Source organism: Enterococcus sp. AAFC-DPL-5146 (assembly GCF_058216635.1).
Genome location: NZ_CM177103.1, coordinates 2,261,946 through 2,286,624 on the forward strand (window position 1 = coordinate 2,261,946; position 24,679 = coordinate 2,286,624).

The window sequence follows — 24,679 nt, forward strand, 5'->3', positions numbered from 1 at the left end:
ATTGCTTTCCAAAAATTAACTTCTATTTTTTTCTTTCATAAATAAGGTTTTGATTACTTTAATTTCACCAAAAATATACATACAAATAAATACTACCCCTAGCCAAACTAATCCTCTAAGCAACAAGGTGATAAATAAATTAGAAAAACTAAGAAAAGGATTTGTCATGAAAACTACTATTGCTACTAGTATGCCTATAAAAGCAGGAATAATTAGTTGTTTCAAAGCATCTTGTAGTCGACCATCTAAAACTTTAGTCATTAATAACCAATAAGATACAGTAAAATTAACAAGATTAGCAAGACATACGAAAATAGAGACATAAATAATCGTTCCTAAACTCACACCAACTATTATACTAGGAATCATTATTAGAATAGAGATGATTCCATTTACTAGTAACTTATTAGAATGATTTCTCGCCATAAATATACTGCTTGTTACTGCGTTTAACATTTGAGCCCATAAACTAAATGATAGAATAGAGAACGGAAGTACTGCACCATACCACCGTGAACCAAATAACAAAAAGATTATTTCTTTTGCATTTAACATCATAAAAACAGTTAGAGGAAAAGCAATTAAAGCTAATACACGGATAATTTTAAAAAATGTTTCCCTAATTAGTTTTACATTATCTTGATGTTGTGAAAGTATTGGCTGCAATACAGGTGTTATAACCCCCAAAAACACTGTAGTGGGCATTGTCAATAATTGATAACTTTTTTGATAGTTAGCAATAGAAACTGGTCCTAAAAATTTCCCCACTAATAAATTATCTGAATTTCTTGAAAGGTAATTAAAAATAGTAAAAAACAATTGGTTTCTTGTAAATGCCTGAATAGATAAAAAAGGTTTAATACTTAAACTTCTAGTAAATTGAATTTTTACTGCAGAAAAATTTAATACCAACGAAATAATTGCTGGTATGGCGCTACAAATCACTAAAGCATATACACCCATCCCTGCGTAGGCAGCTCCAATACCAAATATAGCCCCAACAAAGCTTGAAAAAAACAAACGCAAGTTCAACTCTCGAAAACGAAGATTTTTATTCAAGATCGCTCTAGGAACCGTATTTATACCTTCACAAAGCACAACGACAGACATTGACCAAAATAATGGTTTATACATTTCATTATGATAAGCTAACGCAACTAAACTACCTGAAAAACCAAAAATGATACTTAGTAAGATTGAAAAAAGGAATGTGTAATTAAATAATATACCATAATCTTTCTCATTCAATTCTTTTCTTTGGATAATAGCTGGTCCAATCCCAGCAGTTACTATCAGTTGAAAAAAAAGCAGATACACTTGTGCATTTGCAACTATACCAAACTCCTCGACTGGAATTAGCCTAGAAAGTATAATATTTATAAGTAATTGAATTAATATAACACTGTATTGTCCAACTGCTGTAAATATCATACCTATGCGAAAAGTACTATTCATTAAAAAATCCTTTCCTTTTTACATTTTTATTTCTAATGTAGCAGATTCAAACACGAGAATCTAAAAAAGGCATATTTGTAAAAAAAGCTATATTAAGAATACATCAAAAAATAAAAATACTTGTAGTAATTTTTTTTGATTGTTAGCATAGCCAAAATATATTCCACACTTTTTAAAACTATCCATACCTTTAATGTCTGTTACAACAACTATTATCTTATGATTTTTTTTATTATTTTCTTAACAAAATTTTCCTTTTCAGGTTGATTAGTTTTATACACTTTACTAATAATAAAAACAAAAAAATAATAACTTCCCCAAGTTAAATAAACAGCATTTCTTGGAAAAAAACCTTTTGAGTATTTTTTATTTTGTAGATATAATTTTTTTAGTAATTCTTTAGATAACATCGTTTTATCTTCTATACATTTAACAGCCATAAAGTCATTTACATTCATCGCTTTTTGATAAAAGTGTTTTAAAGCTTCCGGATGTTTTTTTTCAAAAAATAAAAAAGTCAATTCATTTTTTTTTAAAATATCAAAATTTTTCTCACTTATTTTAGAAGTTAGTGTCGAATTTTCTGTTGTTCTATAATAATAACCCACAGAATCAATTAAAACGATCTCATCTATTTTATCAATTATTTCATAGAAAAAAATACCATCTTCATAAATAATTCCTTCATGAAATTTTACCCGATCAATAAGTGTATGATGATAGATTTTGCCAGATGCTGATACAGCGTGATAATCTGATGCATATAACTTTTCTACTAACGATAGAAAGTCTCCTTTTAAAGAAGTCATATTCACTGATACATCATCAGATAGCTCTTTAATATCTTTAGTAAATTTACTCATAGCAAGTTTTACACTCATTTTACTCACTGCTCTAAAAAGAACTTCTACATGAGTCGAAGAAATCAAATCATCACTATCAACAAAAATAAAATACGTTCCACTAGCATGTTGAATCCCAACGTTTCTCGCACTAGATTGTCCACCATTTTCTTTTACAAGCAATTGAATATTTTTTTCTGGATGATCCTCACAAAATTTTTGAGCAATTTCTCGTGAACAATCTGTTGATCCATCATCAATCAAAAGTATTTCAATATTCTTATATGTTTGAGAAACTAAACTCTCCAAACATTCTATCAAGTATTTTTCCACATTATAAATGGGAACAATAATACTAACTAGTTCAGTCATGGATGGCTCCTTTCAGATAGTCAATTACAGGAGAAAATGTTTTGTCAAACGTAAAATTTTCTTTCCCATAAAGATAAATTTCCTGTGAAAGTTGTTGTTTTTCTTTGTCTTTTAGAAGATTTTTATACCAAATTTCTATATCAGAAATTTCTATTGGAGTGTCATCACTAGTGACACGATAATAAAAAGGTAAGTTACGTTTATCCAAGTCTGTCGTTACACCAGAAATGATCGGCAACCCATTAGCAAGATACTCTTTTCCTTTTAAACTACTATTATAAGAGACTCCCGAACGGTGTCTAGCTAAAGAATCGACTCCCACATCTGCGGCTTGATAATAATCTGTTAATTCAGAAAGTTTCTTTCTCCCTTTTAAATATACAACATTCTCCAATTGGTAATCACTAACCATTTTTTGATATTTTTTTAAAACAGGTCCATCTCCAATAAGAGTAAAAGTGATTTCAGTTTTATTATTGTCATTTGCATAATAATTCCGTAACCCTTCAATAAGTCGGTCATATCCATGATAAAAACAAAGAGTCGCCACACCTAATAAATTGATTGATTGATCCGCTTTTGGTGCTATGTCATTCAGATTAGAAAACTCGTAGGCATTGGAAATATTAATACACTTTATTCCAAATATTTTTTGGTCATCTGAATAAGTAACCACTCTATCAATATACTTCGATAATTCACGAGTCCAAATTTTTTCCTTCATCATAATATCAAATTTTACTAAACTGTTAAATTCATTAAGATACGGATATGTAGGGATTTCGAGGATTATTATTATATCAGGATTAAGCATCTTCGCTTTTTTTACTAATTTAACGACACTCTTATCTAACACAGCACCTTTTCTCATATAAATAAAATCATAGTTTTTCCAGTTTATATTCTTCGTATTAAAATATTGCTCTGAAAAAAAAGGAACTACATTTCTTAATAAATGAATAAGATTCCTTTTTCCATTTATATGTTTAGTTATATGTAAATCATTTTTTTCAAATTCATCAATTTGTTTATTGATTTTTTCCAAAATACCATATGCATGAGTCAAATCTTGAGACAAATAAATTCCGTTCATAACTAATCCTCTTCTATTTCGTTCATCTTTTTCTTCAAAAGAGATAATTCTTGTGTCAGTACCTTTAATTGCTTCTCCGTATTGATAAGCGTAATTTGTGTTACCAAAGAAAAAAATAAGAGCATTCCCGTTAATACAAAAAGAGCAAGTGATGTTAATGTGGAAATACCTAAGAATTTAGCTATACCATTACCTATAGGAGGAAATAATGCACCAAATATCATAACAATTCCTAATAAAAGCCATTTATTCATTTGACGAACTTCCGCATGACCTTTTCGAATTAAATAAACAGTAAACGTAAAAAAAACAATTGCTATTATAACAGCTAAAATTTGTAATTGAACGGGCATTATTTAGAATCCTCCTTATCAATCAATGAAGCAATAACTATTGATAGTGAAACATTAATCATATAGCTAACAGAGTTTATGATATTAATACTAGACTTCCCTGTTTCTCGCTCAAACATTTTTACACCGACTTCTTTAATCTTATATCTATTAGCTATAAGGTACATATAACTTTCAGGTTCAGGATATTGGCTTGGATATCTATCCACAAATTGCTGAATTATTTTTCTATTTCCTGCTCTGTATCCACTAGTAACATCCTTAATGTTCACACCGGTCAGTATTCGAATTAGATTAGATAAAATCTTAATACCTAGTTGCCTTGCACCAGATGATTTAAATTCAGAATCACTATCTAAAACAAATCTTGAACCAACAGTAAAATCAGCTTGATTCGAGATAATCGGGTCAATTAATTTAGGTAAGGAGTGAATATCATGTTGGCCATCACCATCAAATTGAACTGCAATATCGTAACCTTCATTTAGAGCATACTTATATCCAGTTTGAACGGCTCCGCCAATACCTAAATTGTAGACAAGCTCAATATGGTTAATATTGTTTTCCTGCAAAATTTCTTCTTCATTGTCCGTGGAACCATCATTAATCACAACATAATCAAGATGATACGGACAACCCTGTCTATATACTTCTACTTTTTTTATTACCTCTACAATTCCATCGGCTTCATTATAAGCTGGAATGATCAATAAAATTTTATTAGTTTTCATTTTACCGTCCCTAAACGTTGATTATGTATTGTTTGATTTTTGATTAAAAGTATAAAACTTCATTATAAGTTTTGATATGCTTTTCCCCCAATAACGTTCAAACAATATCTGTTCTTCGATTTCCCTAGTTCTATCTACCGTATTATTCGTTGTTTCAGAATCCTCATGTATTCGGTGATGCATTAATCTTTTAGAAATATATTTAATGCTGCCTTCTTTTTTCATGATTCTTTCCCATGCATCCCAATCTAATGTCATCTTGAGACTCTCATCAAACTTGAATCCTTTTAACCGTGTCATGTTATATGAAACTGCAGGACAAGAAATAAAATTACCAAAAGCGTAAATTCGTCTTTGATACCATTTAAATGGAAAAATAGATAACATATGAAGTCCAAATGTTTTGATATACAAGTTAACATTTCTCTTCCTAAAATTTCCCAAGTTATCTATCTCACTATAATCAGTAAAAACGATATTAGCATCTGTATTTTTTTCAAAAGATCTAAACACAAATTCGCCATATTCAGACATATATATATCATCTTGATGTGCTATTGTTGCATAGTCTGTTTCAACAAACGATAAAGAGTTATTCCAATCTTTACCAATACCACCACCTTGAAGAGTATATATAGGAATATCAAAATCTTTACATAATTCTTCAATATAATCGTTGGGTGTACTTGTATATAGTTGTACTTGTGATATGCCAGCTTCTACCAGAGTTTGACTAACACAAGATTCAATGCATGCTTTTAAATAAGGAGATTCTCCATAAGCGCATATCATAAAAGTATGTTTTAATTGTTCCATACTGTTCCTTTCTTTATTACCATTTGTTACTAAAATAAATAATACACAGAAAAAAATGAAGCTATCATCTTCAGAAAACTGAGTATTTTGACTACAAATCCCTCAATTGTATTGTACTATTTAAAATCGGGATATTCAAGTTAACTTAGCAAACACTCATTATTCTGCATGAGTATTACTTAACAGAATAATGAGTGTTTCCTATGTAATGTTAAAAAGAGATACTTTAAAAAAATGATTATTTACGAAAAATTCTATAGGTGATCCTTTGTAACTTCTGTCGAATTTTAAATTCTAAGCGTGACAGCTTACTCTTATTTTCATCTACAGTTAATAAATTACCAATATGTCGAACCGAATTTTTTTGATAGTCATTACTACTATTTATTTCTTCAATGATTTCTCTGTAAACAACAGAAACTTCATAGATATTTTTCGCTTCTGATACAAATGCTAACGCATCTTCTTGAACTTGTTTAAAGTTTTCTAATGTTGTTTCAATTACGGAAGTTAATTCATCTATATTACCTGTTTCATACATTTGACCAAATTTAAACATTTCGAACGCAGAAGAATGTCCAGGATTATCTGATAAGATTACAGGAATACCATTTAACAACGCTTCAACATAGACTAAACCGAATGTTTCCATAGCAGAAGGAAATACACATATATCTTTATCAGTTATATTTTCCCAAGGGTTCTCCATGTTCCCTGTGAACGAAATGTTTTTCAGACGACACTTTTTGATATGATCCATACATTCTTTTTTATACTCTTCATCCCAACCACCAATAAAAACAAGTTCTACATCAGGGCGATTCATTTTTTCAAAGGCTTGAATGAGTTCAAGTTGATTTTTTCTTTTAGATATTCGCCCTATAGATACGATTCTTTGTTTATTTCCAACTTTTGGCTTTATTGTTTCAATTTCTGTATAGGGAGAAAAAGATTTTATTTGTCTATTAGGGAACAACTCTGCTATTTTTTCACTTAGTTGACCATTAACTGCAAAAATTTCAGCAGAATAATCATCAATAAAATCTAACTTATTTATATAATAAGCAAATTCATTATCCGGAAATTCATGAATCAACCAAAAATGTGGTGTATCCATTATTGCTGCAGCAACAGCGCCTTGAAAAATATTCACTGTGTTGCTAATAACAACATCAACTTTATTTTCTTCAATTACGTCGCTTATTTTCTTGATTGCTTCTCTATATGATGCGGCTCTCTGGGCTTCTGTACCAAATAAATGCCCCGGCGCATCTTCCCACCACCAACGTTGATTATTTATCAGAACACAATCAATACCATGTTCTGTAAATCGTTTTGAATAGTCATTTTCAGTTACTTTTTGTTGGGTAGGGGCGATATTTATCACTTTGTATCCCTCAAAAGACAAAAATTTCATTAAATTAAAAATCGAAACTTCTGCTCCATTATCTAATGTACCTGTTGGTGAAACAAAGAGAATTGTTTTCATAATCATCTTCCTATCAATTGTCTTAGATTTATCAACCATTCAGCTTCTTGTAATGGGAACCAATACGAAAGAAGAATTAAATACAACATCATAATATAATTTATTATGATAGTAGTTACCGCAAGCTTAGTTAAACTATTTTTTTTGAAAATTACAGTCATATTTTCTTTGTAGCTAATAAATAGGGGAACTAGATATATTAAAAATGGTGTAAAATATCTTCCTTGTGCTCCTTGAGATATTAACGCGTTGTCTCCTAAAACAAGAGGGGTCCAAGCAAAATACATACCACCTATGATAACAATTATTTGCAAAGGTAACATTACACCTGATGTAATTCCAAAGGTTTTATTTAAACTATACTTTTCATTCTTCATTAATAAAATTGTTAATACAGCAATATCAATAAATATTAGCCACATTGGAATTTGAAAATCAAATATTCCTAAATATCCAAATATTCCCGTAGTCAAGTAAGTATTCAAGTGAGAATTTAAGTTATTATCCAAAATAGTATTCAGCATAACTTGTGCAAAATTTGTTATTCCACCTTTATCTTTCAAGTAAATCACTGAAAATATTAGTAAAAGAACGGTAAAAAATCCCATAAAAATGTATTTATACTTCTTTATTAAATATTCACACTTCTCAAACCATATATTTATTTTCTTAAATTTTTCTGGAAATCTTAATCCTAAAGGTAATAATAAACCTAATAAAAACAAATTATTTATCTTCGTTATATATAACCCTACTGTAGCAATGAATAAAATAATCAAATATTTTTTGGTTAACAGCTTATTCACAGACAGATTACTTAAAATAGAAAAAAAACCTGTAATAGCAACAAAGTTCATTACATCATAAGAAAGAGATGCGCTTTGTTGAATCATTATTGGTAAAAGAGAGATGAACATTAATGCTAATTTCCCGTATTTTAAATATTTTATTACAAAATACATCATCAAAATATAAAATATAGCATTAAATATACGTCCAAAAGTAATCATAACCCCGACGGAAGGATAAAGAAATTTTCCTAGTAACATTCCTAAGAGTTGCGGCAATTGCATTATTCTTTTTGGCGGAAGAGCAAGCTTGAGCTTCTCATTACTAAAATCTACTTTCTTACTAAATAACTGCGAATATGCTTCTCTATCAATTTCTCCTTTAGTACTATCAATTTTCTGCCATTTAAAACTATTCCCAGTTTTTTCATATAAAATTCCCCAAGCCATTCTAGCATGACTTGCCTCATCAGGCACTCTAGCTATTGGCATCAAAAAAATGTTTATAGTAATAAATATGGAAGCTAATAGTAAAAAAATTTTTTCTGTTTTTTTATATTGTTTTTTCATTAATATACCCTACTAACTCGTCTATTTTCTGCTTAGTTATACATTGATCTAAAACATAATTATATGCGTTTCCAGCGATTTCTTTTCGCTTGCTTTTAGATTGAATCAACCAGTCTAATTTAGTCTGCCACTCATTGTCATCAACTAATATCCCAGTTTCATTATCTATAATCATTTCTTTAAAAGCACCAATATTACTAGCAACCGTAGGTACTTTTACCAAAGCAGCCTCAATCCATTTAATTTCAGATTTCGCTTCATTAAAAATAGAATCCACTAAAGGTGCTATATTAATATCAACTTCACTGATTAAATTAGGAAGCTTTTGCCAAGACACATAAGAATGTGTTGTTATTCTACTAGTATAAGGTTTCATTTCAGATGGAAGATCTAAATGCCCAACCAAATGAAGTTCTAGATTATCATATTTTTCTAGTAATTTTATGATAGCATCCTTGACAAGTTCAAAGTTCTCATTATGTGTAATAGATCCAGAAAAGTAGCCAATTTTCACTTTTCCATCTGATTTATCATAATTTTTCGTCGTTTCTTGACTTAGTTGAACTAATTCTATATTCGCCAAATTACGATTTAATAATACTAAGTCTTTGTATTGTAAAAGTTCACTTTGCATTTTTTGTGTTGAAGTAACAACGCCATCACATAACTTTAGCATTTCTCCGTAACTTATGACACCATTATCATAATTTTGCTTTTCAGATGTTGATAATCCCTGAACGTAAGTTAATTGGTCAGTATATTTTGTATCAATCACCAAATCATCTATATCATACAAAATCACTTTATTATATTTCCGAGCCAAATGGATTAACTCAATTAATTTATTATCAAGTGGCGCCCGATAAATAATTATATGACTTGCGTGTTCTGCATATCCCATTTGAAAAGAAGATAAATTTATACTCCAAACCTTATGTCCTAGTGATTCTAATTGTTCTATTTTGTTTTGTACTCGATATTTAGTTAGTTGCGGAATCGCATTTTCCACTCCATCAATGATCAGTATATGCTCTTTTACTTTTTTAGTTTTAACGTCATCCATAATCTGCTCAATGACCTCTATTGGATAATCCGTTTCTGATTCTATATATTCTATCAAATCAGGGATTTCCGTTTCTCTAAGTAATCCTTGCCATGCAAACTTATCATTATTATAGTTAGAAAAAGCAGTGTACTTAATTAACGGCACACCTTCTTTGACCATTTTTAAAGGATGGATATACATTGGACTGTCCTCATTATTTTCATTGAGTGCGCCATGTTTGAATCCTAACTCTTCAAAATGTTTAGTAAAGACCGTTTCATGCTTACCTATTGCTTTATTTCTTGAATCAGTATCATCTAATGCTGTCCAATAATCATAAAATCCGTTATAGCTTAACAATGATTTTTCAATAATTAAAAAGTAAGATTGTAAGTGGATAGGGATAAAACCATATTTGTTATACTGAGTGAAATCATTTTGTTCTTCTCCATATGAAATTCCCCAAAAATCTAATTTCTTACTTGCCATTTTAGAAAATACTGGTGAAAAATCACTAATTGGTCCCACATTTGTATCATTGACTAATAATAGCTCATCATATTTACTCAACTTATCTTTCCCAAGATAGTTGATGCCATAACGAAATGCAGCTGTATCATACCCTTGATTACTTCTTAACTCAACATGACCTATCTTTGATAATTCTTCGATATCAGTCTCTGGTAAAGTTCCATTGACAACTATCAATACATTATCAACAATCTCAGCGAGTGCCTTTAAAAAGACTAACTTATATGCTTGAAGATTTTCTTGATTTTCATAAATCACAAAAATCAACATTCTACTTGGTCGATCATAATTATTTTTCTTTCTCTGAACATCTCTTACACGTTTCAGAAAAATCGTTTTCAGATTAGGTATTTGTTTTACCTTTCTTGCTAAAAATCTGTTTACTTTACGAATGCCTTTAATAAGCAATCGAGGATTTTTTAAGACTTTTGCTCCCAAGCTAAGCGGTTTAATTATATAGTTTCCTAATCTAAATGATTTGGAATTCAAAATCTGATTCTTTTCGACTTCCAACAATGAAATTATATTATTTAAATGTTGATTATCATTTGATAAATTCGTGCGTTCATTTATCAGCATCGTATTTTCATCTATCAATTTTGAATTTTCTAGGTTTACTTTTTCTTCAGAGTTTATTCTAACAACAACTTCATTTTTTAACTCTTCCACTTGTTCTAGAAGTTTCCTTATATCCGCATCTTGGTTATGAATATGGTTGGTTACATCTTCTAGATGATTTATAAGATCACTCAATCTATCCGACAATACAAATATATTATTTTTCACTGCCGTCATAATTTCTACTGGGAAAATACTTACATACTTGCTTAATATATACAAATAAACGTCAAAGTAAAATTTTTCAGATATGTGATTTCCTTTTCTGGAAATGGAATCATCCAATACTCGATAATTCAACTTTGTATTATGGCACTTTTTAGGCACGGCATTATTCATCAAAATCAAACCCATAATAAAATCATAGTCAACTAATTTTTTCCGATTCAACTCTACATCATACTTGTTATCTTTAATTTTTGATGTTCGGATCAATGAACAATTATCAATGTAATTCGATGATAAATAAGACTCTAATTCAAATTCTTTTGCTTCCATAAATACACTATCCGTATCCACATCAAATAAATCTGAATAGATTATGTCTGAATTTTCATTCTGCGCTGTAGAAATCAATTTCTCAACATAGTCATCATCTAGATAATTATCACTATCTACAAATAAAATGAATTCTCCATTCGCCCATTCTAAGCCCTGATTTCTAACTATACAAATACCAGCATTACTTTGAGAAATGAACTTTGTATTTTCATAGGTCGAGCTTGGCAACAACTCTGTAATAATTTTATGGGAATCATCTGTTGATCCGTCATTTATAATCAAAAGTTCTATATTGCTGTGTGTTTGCGAAAAAACGCTTTTTAGGCATTGTGCAATATACTTTTCATGATTATAACAAGTTATAATAATAGATACTAAATCTTCCAATGTCAACTTCACCTTTACCTAAGTTTTATCATACTTCCAAATTTTTTTTACAAATCCTTACAGGATAAACGAGTATTATTCTGATAGCCAAGAACCATTTCTTTTTAAAATTCCACTACTTGAAATCCGTTCACTTTTGCTCATATTGTCTTTTTTAGCCACAATAATTACAGGTGAATTTTCTTTATCGGCAAAAGCACATGGTTCATCATCGTCGTTACGAATTGAAACATTTAACTTTATTGTACAACCGTTAATGCTATTCAAATTGCATTTATACCTTAATTTTTTCTTACCTTTACCTGAAGTCATTGTATCAAATGAATTATCATTATATAGCCAAACATTTCTATCAATGTCTACCATTGAAAATGCTACATAAGTTCTCATATCATCAATGACATCATAAGCAACTGTGAATTCAACCAAAGTATTGTTATTATCTATAATTGTCTCTGAAAGTAATTCTACCTCTAAATTTTCAATTCGTTTAGTTTCTTCTTCTTTTTCAGTTTGCTGTTCTTCATCATTAGATCCTTCAATTACAGTTGCTGAACCAGTTTCCATAACATTGGATAATGAGTACTGATTAGCAACATCTTCTGGTGTTCCAATAATCTTCACTTCACCTTTGTCAATCATCATTGCTTTATTACAATATTTACGGACAGCATCCATTGAGTGAGTCACTAATATAATTGTCTTTTTATCTTCTCTTGCTTGCATGAAATAATCATTACATTTACGTTGAAAAGCTTCATCACCAACTGCTAATACTTCATCTAGTACTAAAACATCACTTTTCGACTGAATAGCCACAGAAAAAGCCAATCGAACTTGCATACCACTTGAATAATTTTTCAATTTTTGGTTCATAAAATCTGATAACTCTGCAAATTCTACAATTCCATCATACATATCGTCAATTTCAGCAGTTGAAAAACCTAATAAAGCTCCATTCAAATAAACATTCTCTTTTCCAGATAGCTCTGGATTAAAGCCAACCCCTAATTCAATAAATGAAACTAGTTTACCATTAATCTCAACTTGTCCTTTTTCTGGCACATAAATTTGAGAAATGATTTTTAATAATGTTGATTTGCCGCTACCATTTCGTCCAACAATACCAAAAAAATCTCCTTTTTCAACTTCAAACGAAATATCTCTGAGTACTTTTTGCTCTCTATACCCTTTAATTCCTTGAAAATAATTAACAATTGTTCGCTTCAGACTAGTCGTGTTTTCAGTTGGAAGTCTGAAACTCTTACTTATGCCATCTACTTTTACTGCAACTTCATTTTTCATAATTAAAGAATCTCCGCAAACTTCTTAGAATTTTTATTAAAAATCAAAAATCCGAATATCAATACAACGAACGGTATGATATAAGGAATGACCATAATAAATTTATTATCAATCAACTGCCATACTGTGACATTCTTGGGACTTGTAAACCAGTATCGCATATCCTGAATCATCTGAGCCATAGGATTTAATAACAATAATTTGGCAATTCTAATATCCGCTCTTTCAATAATTAATGTTACCGGATAAATAATTGGTGTCATATATAATCCTATTTGTAAAAGGACTTCCCATATCGGACCAATATCTCTAAATTTCACATAAATCGTGGCTAAGATAAACGCAATTCCTAATGAAAAGGCATATAGTTCAATAAAAAGAAGCGGTGCTAAAAAACCAAATACTGATAAATCAACTTGATTGATCAATCCAAAGATAAACACGATAACTAAGCTTATCATTAAATTGATGAACGCATTTATTGAAACAGAGACAACAACAATGTATGTTGGAAAATTGAGTTTTCTTAACAAATCCCCTCTGTTAACAATTGATGCCATTCCTAAATTGGTTGTTTCATTAAAAAATCCCCATAACACTTGCCCTAAAAGTAATGCTACAGCAAAATGCGGTACATCATCTCCAAAACGTAGAAAATAAATAAACACAATATACATTACCGCAAACAGCATAACAGGTCTTAAAACCGACCATAAATAGCCTATGACGCTTCCTTGATACCTTAATTTAAAATCAGTCTTTACTAGTTCTTTTAATAAGATTCTATTCTTTTTTTCAAACATTAATAAATTCTCCCTCAAATATCTGTTTTTGAAGAATGACAACAATAGTACCTTTATCATCATACATTCTAAACAGACATTAATAAAATAGCCTAGCAAAAAAACACCTTTGCTTTTGTATCCGTTAATTTGTTTATTATACTAAATTTTTGAATTCAATGCTACTAGTGTAAAAATAACGTTGACTAGTATATGCAATTAAAGTTTATCACTTAATAACGCTAGTCAGAGCTTGTACAATTCTATGCTATAACGCTTTTTGTAATTGCCTCTTTAATTGATAGTGGTAGGCATCATGCTGCCCATCATTATCAATCTCTCTTAAAAATATCTCTTGTATAAATTTTTTCTTCAACATCAAATAATGCTTCTTCCATTCTATTTACAACAATTACATCAGAAGAACGCTTAAAAGTGTCTAAATCTTTTTCTACTTTTGAATTGTAGAACTCTTTTTCAGCCAAGTTTGGCTCGTATACAATAACTTCTATGCCTTTCGCTTTCAATCGTTTCATAATTCCCTGAATTGAAGAATACCTGAAATTATCTGAATTAGCTTTCATAGTCAAGCGATAAATCCCTACTACTTTAGGTTTTCGTGCTAATATTTGTTCGGCAATAAAATCTTTTCGAGTTGTATTTGCGTCCACGATAGCACCAATAATATCATTCGGCACTTTATCATAATTTGCACGTAATTGCTTTGTATCTTTTGGTAAGCAGTAACCACCATAACCAAAAGATGGATTATTATAATGAGAACCTATTCTTGGATCTAAACCAACACCTTCGATAATCTGTTTTGCATTTAAACCTCTTACCTCAGCATAAGTATCTAACTCATTAAAATAAGCTACCCTCAGTGCTAAATACGTGTTAGAAAATAGTTTTATTGCCTCTGCTTCTGTTGCGTGAGTTAATAATATCTCAGCATTTTTTTCAACTGTATTCTCTAAAAACATTGCCGAAATTTCTTCTCCACGCTCTGAACATTCTCCAACAATAATTCTCGATGGATAAAGATTATCATATAACGCTTTACCTTCACGTAAAAATTCAGGTGAAAAGATAATATTCTCCGTTTGATATTTTTTCTTGATTGTCTCTGTGTATCCGACAGGAACAGTTGATTTTATAATAAATACAGCATCTTTTCGAATAGCAAGCGCTCGTTCAATTACATTTTCAACAGTAGATGTATCAAAATAGTTTTTATCCTCATTATAATCAGTTGGCGTCGCTATAATCAGATATTCCCCGAATTTAACAGCTTCTTCAAAATCTTTCAAAAATTCGATATTTAAATCTTTTCTATCTAAAAAAGCGTGTATTTCTTTATCTTCTAGAGGAGAGATACCTTTGTTCAATAAATCAATTTTTTCGTCAACAATATCATAGGCTTTCACTTGCTCTTTTTGACTTAACAATAGAGCATTGGCAAGTCCAACATATCCTAAACCAAATATAGAAATTTTTTTCATTTTATATTTCCTCCAATCAACGTCACTTCATGGTTTCAACTCAATAATTATAACATTAGATACTATAACTTTCCATTTATGTCTAAGTGTTATAATAGCTATGTATACAAGAGATATAAAACTAAAAATCAGTTTTACATTCTCTTTAAAGACAGAACAAGAGGTTACTCAATCAACAAACTTTTGTAAGTTTTTAATAATACTTTTTATGGATTTTTCTTATCTTCTTAAGCTAAGACTTCTTAATTCCTACTATTTCAACATCATTTCCAGTGCATCTTGCCAAGTAGGAATATCAAACCCTAATTCTTGAGCCTTACTGATATCCATCACTGAATGCTTGGGACGAATAGCTTTTTGAGGAAATTTACTTGAATCCACAGGTAATACTTCCACTTTAGTATCTTTCAAAATTTCTTTAGCAAATTCATACCAGCTACAACTATTATCATTTGATAAATGATAGACACCATAAGGCGCTTTTTCTTTTATAACAAATACCATAAATTCGGCTAACGTTCTGGTCCAAGTAGGGCGACCAAACTGATCGTTAACAACGGTTAGTTGATCACGAGTTTCAGCTAACTTTTGCATTGTAAAAACAAAATTGTGTCCATATTGACCAAAAACCCAAGAAGTACGAATAATGTAATATTTTTCCATTGACTCTTGAACAATTTGTTCACCTAATAATTTAGTCCGACCATACTCATTTTTAGGATTAGTTTCATCATCTACTTTATACGTATCGTCTTTTTTTGTACCATCAAATACATAGTCTGTACTTATATAAACTAACACAGCATCTACTGATTTTGCAGCATTAACTACATTTCGTGTTCCATCTACATTAACTTTTTCATCTAATTCTTTGCCTTCATCTTCTGCTTTATCCACAGCTGTATATGCCGCACAATGATAAATCAGATCAGGCTTTAAATCAGTAATAAATGTCATTGTCTGTTCAGCATTGGTGATATTCAGTTCTGTTGAATCAGTTGAAACGTATTCTAATCCCTGCTCATCCAATAAATGACATAATTCTGTTCCTAGCTGTCCATTACCACCAGTTACAAGTATCATTGTTATTTCCTCCTTCAAGAAAAAAGGCAGGACTGCTCCTGCCTCACAAATTATTATTTCAATCAAACTGCTTCCAAGGAACATCCCCGAAACTCATCTATAGAGACTTATTTATTGACCATTTTTCGCATAATTAGCTTCTACAGCTTCTTTATCAGCTGACCACCAATCATTATTTTCTGTATACCATTGAATCGTATCAGCTAAACCATCACGGAAGTTAGTAAACTCTGGAACCCAGCCTAGTTCTTCACGTAATTTTGTCGAATCAATTGCATAACGTAAATCATGACCTGGTCGATCATTTACATGCTCATACGCATCTTTAGGTTGACCCATTAACTCCAAAATCAGTTCCATGACTGCTTTATTGTCTTCCTCACCATCAGCACCAATCAGATATGTTTCACCTAAGCGACCTTTTGTTAAAATCGTCCATACTGCTGAAGAATGATCGTTCGTATGAATCCAGTCACGAACATTTTTACCAGCACCGTATAATTTAGGTGTAATTCCACTTAAAACATTCGTAATTTGGCGTGGAATGAATTTTTCAATATGTTGATACGGACCATAGTTATTTGAACAATTTGAAATCGTTGCTTTCAAACCGAAAGAACGTCCCCAAGCTTTTACTAGTAAATCTGATCCTGCTTTAGTTGAAGAGTATGGGCTTGATGGATTGTAAGGAGTTTCAGCTGTAAATTTCTCTCCTTCTCCTTCACCATGTCCAGGCAAATCCTCACGCAATGGCAAATCACCGTATACTTCATCAGTTGAAACATGATGGTAACGAACATCGTGTTTACGACATGCTTCGATCAATGTATAGGTTCCAATAATATTTGTTTGCACAAATGGAAATGGATCATTTAAAGAATTATCATTATGAGATTCTGCTGCATAATGAACCACAGCATCTGTCTCTTTAACTAAACGATCAACTAATTCAGCATCAGCAATGTCACCGACAACTAATTCGACACGATCAGTTGGTAATCCTTCAAGATTTTTTTCATTTCCCGCATAAGTTAATTTATCTAATACAGTTACATGAACTTCTGGATGATTATTCACTACATAGTGAACAAAGTTTGATCCGATGAATCCAGCTCCACCAGTAACAATAATTTTTTTCATCTTTAAGGTCTCTCCTAAATATTCTTAGATTTCACCATAAATAAATGGATTTTCTGATTCAAATTCTTTTAATGTCGGATGATTTTTATCCTTTTCAGACGTAATTGCTTTTTGGATATCAATCGGCCAGTCGATCGCTAAATCAGGATCATCAAAGGCAATTCCACCATCTGCTGGTGCATTATAATAATTGTCACACTTATACATGAAGTTGACATTGGGCGTTAAGGTTACAAAACCATGGGCATATCCTTTAGGTACTAATAATTGACGGTGGTTATGCTCTGATAAAATATAGCCTTCCCACTGCCCATATGTCGGACTACCTTTGCGAATATCCACGATTACGTCTAGCACCGCTCCTGTTACTACACGAATCAATTTTGTTTGTGCTGCTTCGCTTTTTTGGAAATGCAATCCTCGTAACACACCAGCTTCACTAGAAAGTGAATGGTTATCTTGTACAAAGTCGAAATCCAATCCATGTTCAGCAAATTTTTCTTTAGAATAACTTTCAGTAAAGAATCCACGATGATCTCCGAAAACGTTCATCTCAATGATTTTTACATCTTGTAATTTAGTATCAATAACTTTCATTTTATTATTCGCCCCTACTCTGTTTCTGCCAAACGTAACAAATATTGTCCATAGCCATTTTTCTTCAATGGTTGTGCTAATTCAACAAGTTGGTCTTTTGTGATGTAATTCATTCTGTAAGCAATTTCTTCTAAACAAGCAACTTTTAAATTTTGACGTTTTTCAATGGTTTCAATAAAAGTAGATGCTTCTAAAAGTGATTCGTGGGTACCTGTATCAAGCCATGCATACCCTCTACCCATCAATTCAACAGATAATTTATTCTTTTCTAAGTAAACTTTGTTCACATCCGTGATTTCTAATTCTCCACGTTCAGAAGGTTTGATATTTTTCGCAATCTCAACAACTTCATTATCATAAAAATAGAGACCAGTTACTGCATAATTTGATTTTGGTTCAGCTGGTTTTTCTTCAATAGATAGAGCTTGCATATTGTCATCAAATTCAACAACACCAAAACGCTCAGGATCATTTACGTGATAGCCAAAAACAGTTGCACCATTTTCTTTTGAGGCTGCTCGTTGTAACATATTAGACAAACCGCCACCATAGTAAATATTATCTCCTAATACCAGGCACACACTATCGTCTCCGATGAATTCTTCCCCGATAATAAATGCTTGAGCCAGTCCATCTGGATTTTCTTGCACAGCATATTCAATTCGAATGCCCAAATCTTTCCCATCGCCAAACAAACTTTCAAAACGAGGGGTATCATCAGGTGTAGAGATAATTAAAATCTCTTTGATCCCTGCCAACATCAATGTTGACATTGGATAATAAATCATTGGTTTATCATAAATCGGCATTAATTGTTTTGATGTCGCTTTTGTTAGTGGATACAGTCTAGTCCCACTTCCTCCAGCTAATATTATTCCTTTCATGAAAAAACTCCTTTAAAATTATTTATTTCTTTTAATCAATCATGTCATTAAACATTATCGCATTATCACTATGACTTGTCATGTCTTTTGAAATTATTTTACATAACTGTAAAATAATTCTCATTTTATTTTTAGCACACCACGTTTTATAAGAGCAGTAATCAGCTCATATCGCCATTTAAGCTGTTGAGCTAAACTGGCTTTAGTCTTGATTTCACTAGCATTACTATCATGTCTACGGTACAATGTAAGCTTTTGCGGTATCAACGCACTCTTATTCTTATATGCTGCACTCAAACCAATCCACATATCATGCATTGGCACATTAACTGGTATTGGCAAAATTTTGGCTTTAAGATTGCTACGAAAAGCCATTCCAGCACCAATGTATTTATTTTTTATTATATTATGAAGAAAACCAAGTTTTACTTTTCGATAGTCAAAGTAGGAAGCTTCTATTACATCTAAGTGCTCATCTACGATTATCAAATCACTAATTACTAAATCGATTTTAGGTTGTTTTTGAAAAAAATCCAGTGTCGTTTTAACTTTCTCTGGAAGCCAAACATCATCTTGATCTGCTAAAAAAATAAATTCTCCCTGACTTCGTGTAATTGCAAATTCAAAATTAGCAATCACCCCTTTACCTGGACCTTTAAAAAAATTTATTCGAGAATCCTGAGCTACATAGCTATTAATTATGTCTATCGTTCCATCTGTGGATCCATCGTCAGATATAATCAACTCATCTTCTACTTCCAATTGCGGTAAAATACTATCCAACTGCTCTTTCAAATATTTCTCTCCATTGTATGTAGCAATACAAACTGAAATCATTTATTTTCCTTTCATCAGCGATTGATATTCCAGAAACGTACGTCGCCATATCTTTCTGTTTTTTACACTTAAAAATTGTTTCATTGTTCTTAGAAGCAGATGTTTTCTATGTGTAAGCAACTTTTCTTGATCATACTTTTTATAAAACAACGTTTCTGATTTAATAATAGACTCATATCGTTGACTATTTACCATTCGATAATCCAACACTGATAAATCATGATCTAAATGAAAGTCTAACACACAGATTTTTTTACGCAATTGATGAATCCGCCAAAAAAGCCAATGGTCTAAAAAATCTAAAGGAAAATCTAAATTAAACATGCCAATATTTTCTAATGTTTCTTTAGGTAAAACAGTTCCTGAATTTATACTCATGACCATCTCTGAGTAAACACCTGATTTAGGCAGTTCTGATTGACGACCAATGTAATTGTCAGAAAACACTGGAGATATCTGCCGACCATGAGAACTTACAATTGGAACATATGCACCTATTTCCGTATCCAACGTCATGGACAAAAGTCTCTCCAGATACGATGCATCAAACAGAGTGTCTTGGTCAAGTAACAGCATTAAATCACCTTTAACCTCTGCAAGATACCGGTTTCCAGCATTATAAGCCTTAGCTAGACCAGGATTGGTCTGATCATGGATGTAACAGACATTTTCTAGATGAAACAATTCATTACTTTGCTCTTTCTTACTATTATCATAAATAAATAAATACAGGGTTTCTTTTTCCGAAAGTAATTCCTTTAAAATAGAGTAACTTGGTGTTTTTGAGAAGTCCATTTGATATAAAACCATGGTAATAACTAACTTATTCTCCACTAAAAAAACCTCCAGCCCCATTTATTAAAGAACTTACCCATAGATTGTAAAAAGATTTTAAATAGTTTCTTATTTTTATGTGCCCCTTTTTCGTACAAATGAATCACCGTTTCAAAAGGCGTATATAAAATCTTATACCCTACTTGTCCAAAACTCAAACAGAGATCATTATCTTCAAAATACATAAAAAATCGCTCATCAAATCCATCTATCTGCTTAAACTTATCAACATCTATCACCATTAAACAACCCGAACCCATTTTAATATAGGAAGTTTTGTCATCTGGTAAATCTCGGCATTCGTAATAACTTAAACGCTTATCAAACAATTTTTTAACAAATTGAAGCGGAACAAACCGCAACATATAATCAAAAACATCTAATTTTTGGCGTACCAAATATTGTATTGTTCCGTCAGAATTTAATACTTTAGGACAGACCGCGGCTAACTGGTCATCTTCTTTCATTCGCTGAATCATTTTATTCAACACATCTTTTGTAATTAAAACATCGGGATTAAAAATAATACTATATCGCGTAGTAACATTTTTTAAAACCTGATTATGTCCATATCCAAAGCCTTTATTTTCAGCGGACTTGTGCAATATAACAAATGAGCCATAACTCTCCAGTTTGTTTATATAGCTTTGCTCCGAAGCATTGTCAAATATATGTATATCATACTGTGATTCTAGTCCTAATTCACACTTTAAGTTATCAAGCACATCAAAAATATGACGGCTATTGTGAGTAACAATGGAGATTGTTATTCTATCATTCATATTTTGGCACCTCATTATAAGATAAGATGAATCAAACAAGCATTTCTTTTACTAACTTATCTACACCTAATTTGAAACAACAATTGTTTTGATTTGTCATTATTCAGAAAGTGGGGCAAAAACCTTAAGAGTTTCGCCCCACTCCCTCTTTTTTCTTATTTCTTAATCAATGAATTATAACACAGCTTAAAATTTCAGCAAAGATAGTCATTGATTATTTACTTTTTCTTAGAATGTTTCCCTAATCGCTTTTCTATTTGCTGCTGACGAAATTCACGATTTCCAAATATACGTAAAATATACATCAATGGTTGATGATTCTCGCCAACCAATCCAATCATTTCAATAAACAACTCTAAACCAATTGCACTAAAAACAATTAGCAAAATCGATGCTACATTGCTTGCGTAACTAAACAATAATGCTACAAATGAGAAAACCAACGCCAAACCATAAATCGTCATTACGGCTCCTTTATGGCTAAACCCTAACGACAATAACCGATGATGTAGATGCATTTTATCAGCAGATGAAATCGGACGTTTATTCATTAAACGGCGAATAATCGCATAGACAGTATCAGTAATCGGAACACCTAAAATAATCATCGGTGTAATCACGGTTATAAACGTAGCGTTTTTCAATCCTTGTAAAGACATGACCGCAATCATAAATCCTAAAAACAACGCTCCTGTATCCCCTAAAAAAACTTTGGCTGGATAAAAATTATAAGGAAAAAAACCAGCAATACTAACAACTAAAACAAAAATCACAATTGGAATATAAACTGTTTTTGCATGAAGGAAAAAATAGCCAATCACACCAATCGTCGTTAAGCTAATAATGGAAACCCCAGAGGCCAACCCATCTAACCCATCAATTAAATTAACTGCATTTGTAATAGCTAATATCCAAAATAAAGTCAAAGGTAAACTAAACCAACGTAAATCAATATGTCCAAAAAACGGCAATGTAACCATATCTATACGAATATCCGCCACAAAGTAAATGACTAATGCTCCTAACAAGATACCCAAAGTTTTTTTCTTTGGTGATAATTCATAAATATCATCAATTAAACCTGTTAAAACAACAATCCCTGCACCTAATATAATCGGCCATATGTAATCAATCGGAATGATTGACTGAAACAAGACTAAGCAAGAAAATGCAAAAACAAAATAGATACTCAATCCGCCAGCTGTAGGCATAATTTTCGTATTAATCCTTCGTTCCCCTGGAGAGTCATAAGCTCCTATTCTAAACGCCAACAACTTAACAATCGGCGTTACAATCAGCGATAAAATAAACGTCAAAAAAAGACGAATAACAATTTCATAAATAAACATAGACATGAATGAACCTACTTTCTTAATGTACATCGTATATTATACCGAATCATTTCACATTTACAAGTTGGAACAGGTGTTTTCACTTAATAGAAACCCCAAACCTTCAACTCTTTTATTAAAAGTAAGAGCATTCGGTCTACTTCTTTAATTTTTCTTTTATTTTATCTGTTAGTCGATTGATTAACCCATAACGATGTTGAATCTTTTCATTTGATAGATATTCTTTAACAACAGCATTGATAATACCGCCTAAAATAATAATCGTTGCTGCAAAATTCAACCACAACATCAAGATGATAAAGCTTCCTATAATCTGATAGCTAGCAATCTTTGAACTGAAATATTTAATGTATAGACCAAAAGCCTGTGATAATAACATCCAGCCAATTGTTGCAAATATAGCTCCTGGTATAATTGAACGAAAGGTCAGCTTGGCGTTAGGAACAACACGATAAATCAAACACATAATAACAAGCAACACGAGTGAGGTAATTGGCCACTTCAACGCTTGAAAGGTTTCAATAAAATCTGTAGAAAAATGTAGAATTGGCTGCAGCACATCTAAAATCGTTTTACCTAAACCTAAAACACCAACAACGCCGACGATTGCTGTTAAAAATAAAACAATCACAAATAATGACATTAGCCGAACAATCACAAAATTTTTGCGCTGTTCAACACCAAAAGCCTTATTCATTGCGGTTTGAAGAGCATTGATACTTTGACTTGCACTCCATAAAGCAGCTAATGCAGAGATAGATAGCAAACTGCCAGAACGTTGAGTCAACAAGGACTGAATGGCTGGCTTCAAATCATTAAATATTGCTTCTGGAATTGCGGATGCGATATAAGGCAAAACTTCGTTTGGATCAATATGTAAGTACGGTAGAAGATTTCCTACCGCAATCAGGAGCGGAAACAAAGACAAAAGTAAATAATAAGCCACAACTACAGACGTATTTCCTATCTCAGAATCGACCATCCTCCGTTGTGTTGTTTCAATAAAACGCATTAGGTTTTCATTATTTTTTACTTTGTCTGCCAGTTTCATAAAATTCTCCTCTAGTTCAGTTGATTAATAAGTCAATTCTTCCCCTTGAGAGGTCAAAATCTTCGGTCCTTCTTTAGTAATAGCTAATGTATGTTCAAATTGACAACTAATACCACCATCTAAAGTATACGCTGTCCAGCCATTTGGGTCCATTTTCATGCGCCAAGTTCCTGTATTGACCATAGGTTCGATCGTGATAACCATCCCTTCTTTTAAACGAAGGCCTTTGCCAGCTTCACCATAATGAGGAATGACAGGACTTTCATGAATCGTTGGTCCAATACCATGTCCTACAAAATCTCGAACAACTGATAGATTTTCACTTTCAACGTAGGTCTGAATCGCATGACCAATATCTCCGATACGGTTGCCCACTTGAGCTTGTTCTATCCCTAAGTATAATGCTTTTCTTGTTACTTCCATTAAATGATCCAATTCAGGTGTTGATTTACCTACCACATAAGCCCAACAAGAATCTGATACAGCTCCTTTTAAATCGATACACATATCTACCTTAATTAAATCACCATCTTTTAATGGTTTTTTTCTAGGAAAACCGTGACAAATTTCATCATTAATACTACAGCAAGTGGCATATTTATAGTCTTCAAAACCAATTTGCGCAGCAATCCCTCCATGGCTTTCAATAAAGTTTCTAACAAATACTTCAATATCCCAGCTAGTTACGCCTGGTTTAATAAACGTACGTAAATGACGATGGACATCTGCCAATAAGTCTCCAGACTCATCCATCATTTCAATTTCTCTTGGTGATTTTAGTGTAATCATTCATTATCGTCTCCTAATCTTTATACTAAGAGTATTTTATCATAATTTATGAAAATTTCACTGAAAAGTAGTTGTTAAATTCTTTTTCTGTTAATTATTGCCCTATTTATGCTATTTAAACTGACTTTTGTAATTTACACAACCTTCGTT

General features: G+C 31.6%; 22 protein-coding genes. All 22 read right to left on the minus strand.

Features of this window, described 5'->3' with window-relative positions:
- Positions 1-15: 15 nt before the first annotated feature.
- Positions 16-1,455 (minus strand): lipopolysaccharide biosynthesis protein, encoded by a 1,440-nt coding sequence (locus AC4BB2_RS10295; RefSeq protein WP_490472847.1) that lies wholly within the window; start codon positions 1,453-1,455, stop codon positions 16-18.
- A gap of 212 nt (positions 1,456-1,667) precedes the next feature.
- Positions 1,668-2,669, minus strand: a complete 1,002-nt coding sequence (locus AC4BB2_RS10300; RefSeq protein WP_490472848.1) for a glycosyltransferase family 2 protein — start codon at positions 2,667-2,669, stop codon at positions 1,668-1,670.
- Entirely contained in the window at positions 2,662-3,762 is a 1,101-nt protein-coding gene (locus AC4BB2_RS10305; RefSeq protein ID WP_490472849.1) for a glycosyltransferase, read from the minus strand. Before AC4BB2_RS10305 ends, AC4BB2_RS10300 begins: the two co-directional genes overlap by 8 nt.
- Positions 3,763-3,764: 2 nt before the next feature.
- Positions 3,765-4,115, minus strand: a complete 351-nt coding sequence (locus tag AC4BB2_RS10310; RefSeq protein ID WP_490472850.1) for a DUF2304 domain-containing protein — start codon at positions 4,113-4,115, stop codon at positions 3,765-3,767.
- Positions 4,115-4,846 carry a glycosyltransferase family 2 protein gene (locus AC4BB2_RS10315; RefSeq protein ID WP_490472851.1) on the minus strand — a complete coding sequence of 244 codons (732 nt, stop codon included), beginning with the start codon at positions 4,844-4,846 and terminating at the stop codon, positions 4,115-4,117. Before AC4BB2_RS10315 ends, AC4BB2_RS10310 begins: the two co-directional genes overlap by 1 nt.
- Positions 4,847-4,867: 21 nt before the next feature.
- Positions 4,868-5,662, minus strand: a complete 795-nt coding sequence (locus AC4BB2_RS10320) for a glycosyltransferase (protein WP_490472852.1) — start codon at positions 5,660-5,662, stop codon at positions 4,868-4,870.
- 238 nt (positions 5,663-5,900) lie between these two features.
- A complete protein-coding gene (locus AC4BB2_RS10325; RefSeq protein WP_490472853.1) occupies positions 5,901-7,151 on the minus strand; it encodes a glycosyltransferase family 4 protein in 1,251 nt (416 codons plus the stop codon).
- A gap of 2 nt (positions 7,152-7,153) precedes the next feature.
- A complete protein-coding gene (locus AC4BB2_RS10330; RefSeq protein WP_490472854.1) occupies positions 7,154-8,509 on the minus strand; it encodes a DUF2142 domain-containing protein in 1,356 nt (451 codons plus the stop codon).
- Positions 8,493-11,591: a rhamnan synthesis F family protein gene (locus AC4BB2_RS10335; RefSeq protein ID WP_490472855.1), complete on the minus strand. Its 3,099-nt coding sequence runs from the start codon at positions 11,589-11,591 to the stop codon at positions 8,493-8,495. The genes AC4BB2_RS10330 and AC4BB2_RS10335 overlap by 17 nt, the downstream gene beginning before the upstream one ends.
- A gap of 75 nt (positions 11,592-11,666) precedes the next feature.
- Positions 11,667-12,896 carry an ABC transporter ATP-binding protein gene (locus AC4BB2_RS10340; protein ID WP_490472856.1) on the minus strand — a complete coding sequence of 410 codons (1,230 nt, stop codon included), beginning with the start codon at positions 12,894-12,896 and terminating at the stop codon, positions 11,667-11,669.
- A 2-nt stretch (positions 12,897-12,898) separates the two neighbouring features.
- Complete coding sequence (locus AC4BB2_RS10345) at positions 12,899-13,699, minus strand: ABC transporter permease (protein WP_490472857.1); 801 nt, start codon at positions 13,697-13,699, stop codon at positions 12,899-12,901.
- Between the two features lie 311 nt (positions 13,700-14,010).
- Positions 14,011-15,180, minus strand: a complete 1,170-nt coding sequence (locus AC4BB2_RS10350) for a nucleotide sugar dehydrogenase (RefSeq protein ID WP_490472858.1) — start codon at positions 15,178-15,180, stop codon at positions 14,011-14,013.
- A gap of 252 nt (positions 15,181-15,432) precedes the next feature.
- Positions 15,433-16,263 (minus strand): dTDP-4-dehydrorhamnose reductase, encoded by an 831-nt coding sequence (rfbD, locus tag AC4BB2_RS10355; RefSeq protein ID WP_490472859.1) that lies wholly within the window; start codon positions 16,261-16,263, stop codon positions 15,433-15,435.
- Positions 16,264-16,374: 111 nt separating this feature from the next.
- Entirely contained in the window at positions 16,375-17,403 is a 1,029-nt protein-coding gene (gene rfbB, locus AC4BB2_RS10360; protein ID WP_490472860.1) for a dTDP-glucose 4,6-dehydratase, read from the minus strand.
- 24 nt (positions 17,404-17,427) lie between these two features.
- Complete coding sequence (gene rfbC / locus AC4BB2_RS10365) at positions 17,428-18,000, minus strand: dTDP-4-dehydrorhamnose 3,5-epimerase (RefSeq protein ID WP_490472861.1); 573 nt, start codon at positions 17,998-18,000, stop codon at positions 17,428-17,430.
- 14 nt (positions 18,001-18,014) lie between these two features.
- Complete coding sequence (rfbA, locus tag AC4BB2_RS10370) at positions 18,015-18,884, minus strand: glucose-1-phosphate thymidylyltransferase RfbA (protein WP_490472862.1); 870 nt, start codon at positions 18,882-18,884, stop codon at positions 18,015-18,017.
- 120 nt (positions 18,885-19,004) lie between these two features.
- A complete protein-coding gene (locus AC4BB2_RS10375; protein WP_490472863.1) occupies positions 19,005-19,721 on the minus strand; it encodes a glycosyltransferase family 2 protein in 717 nt (238 codons plus the stop codon).
- Positions 19,722-20,555: a glycosyltransferase gene (locus tag AC4BB2_RS10380; protein WP_490472864.1), complete on the minus strand. Its 834-nt coding sequence runs from the start codon at positions 20,553-20,555 to the stop codon at positions 19,722-19,724.
- The gene (locus AC4BB2_RS10385) at positions 20,555-21,337 is read right to left on the minus strand and encodes a glycosyltransferase family 2 protein (RefSeq protein ID WP_490472865.1); all 783 of its coding nucleotides are present in this window, start codon (positions 21,335-21,337) and stop codon (positions 20,555-20,557) included. The genes AC4BB2_RS10380 and AC4BB2_RS10385 overlap by 1 nt, the downstream gene beginning before the upstream one ends.
- A gap of 218 nt (positions 21,338-21,555) precedes the next feature.
- On the minus strand, positions 21,556-22,692 hold the full coding sequence (locus AC4BB2_RS10390; RefSeq protein ID WP_490472866.1) for a glycosyltransferase family 4 protein: 1,137 nt from the start codon (positions 22,690-22,692) through the stop codon (positions 21,556-21,558).
- A gap of 133 nt (positions 22,693-22,825) precedes the next feature.
- Positions 22,826-23,740, minus strand: coding sequence for a YihY/virulence factor BrkB family protein (locus AC4BB2_RS10395; RefSeq protein WP_490472867.1), 915 nt, complete (start codon positions 23,738-23,740; stop codon positions 22,826-22,828).
- Positions 23,741-23,764: 24 nt separating this feature from the next.
- Complete coding sequence (map, locus tag AC4BB2_RS10400) at positions 23,765-24,529, minus strand: type I methionyl aminopeptidase (RefSeq protein WP_490472868.1); 765 nt, start codon at positions 24,527-24,529, stop codon at positions 23,765-23,767.
- Between the last annotated feature and the right edge of the window lie 150 nt (positions 24,530-24,679).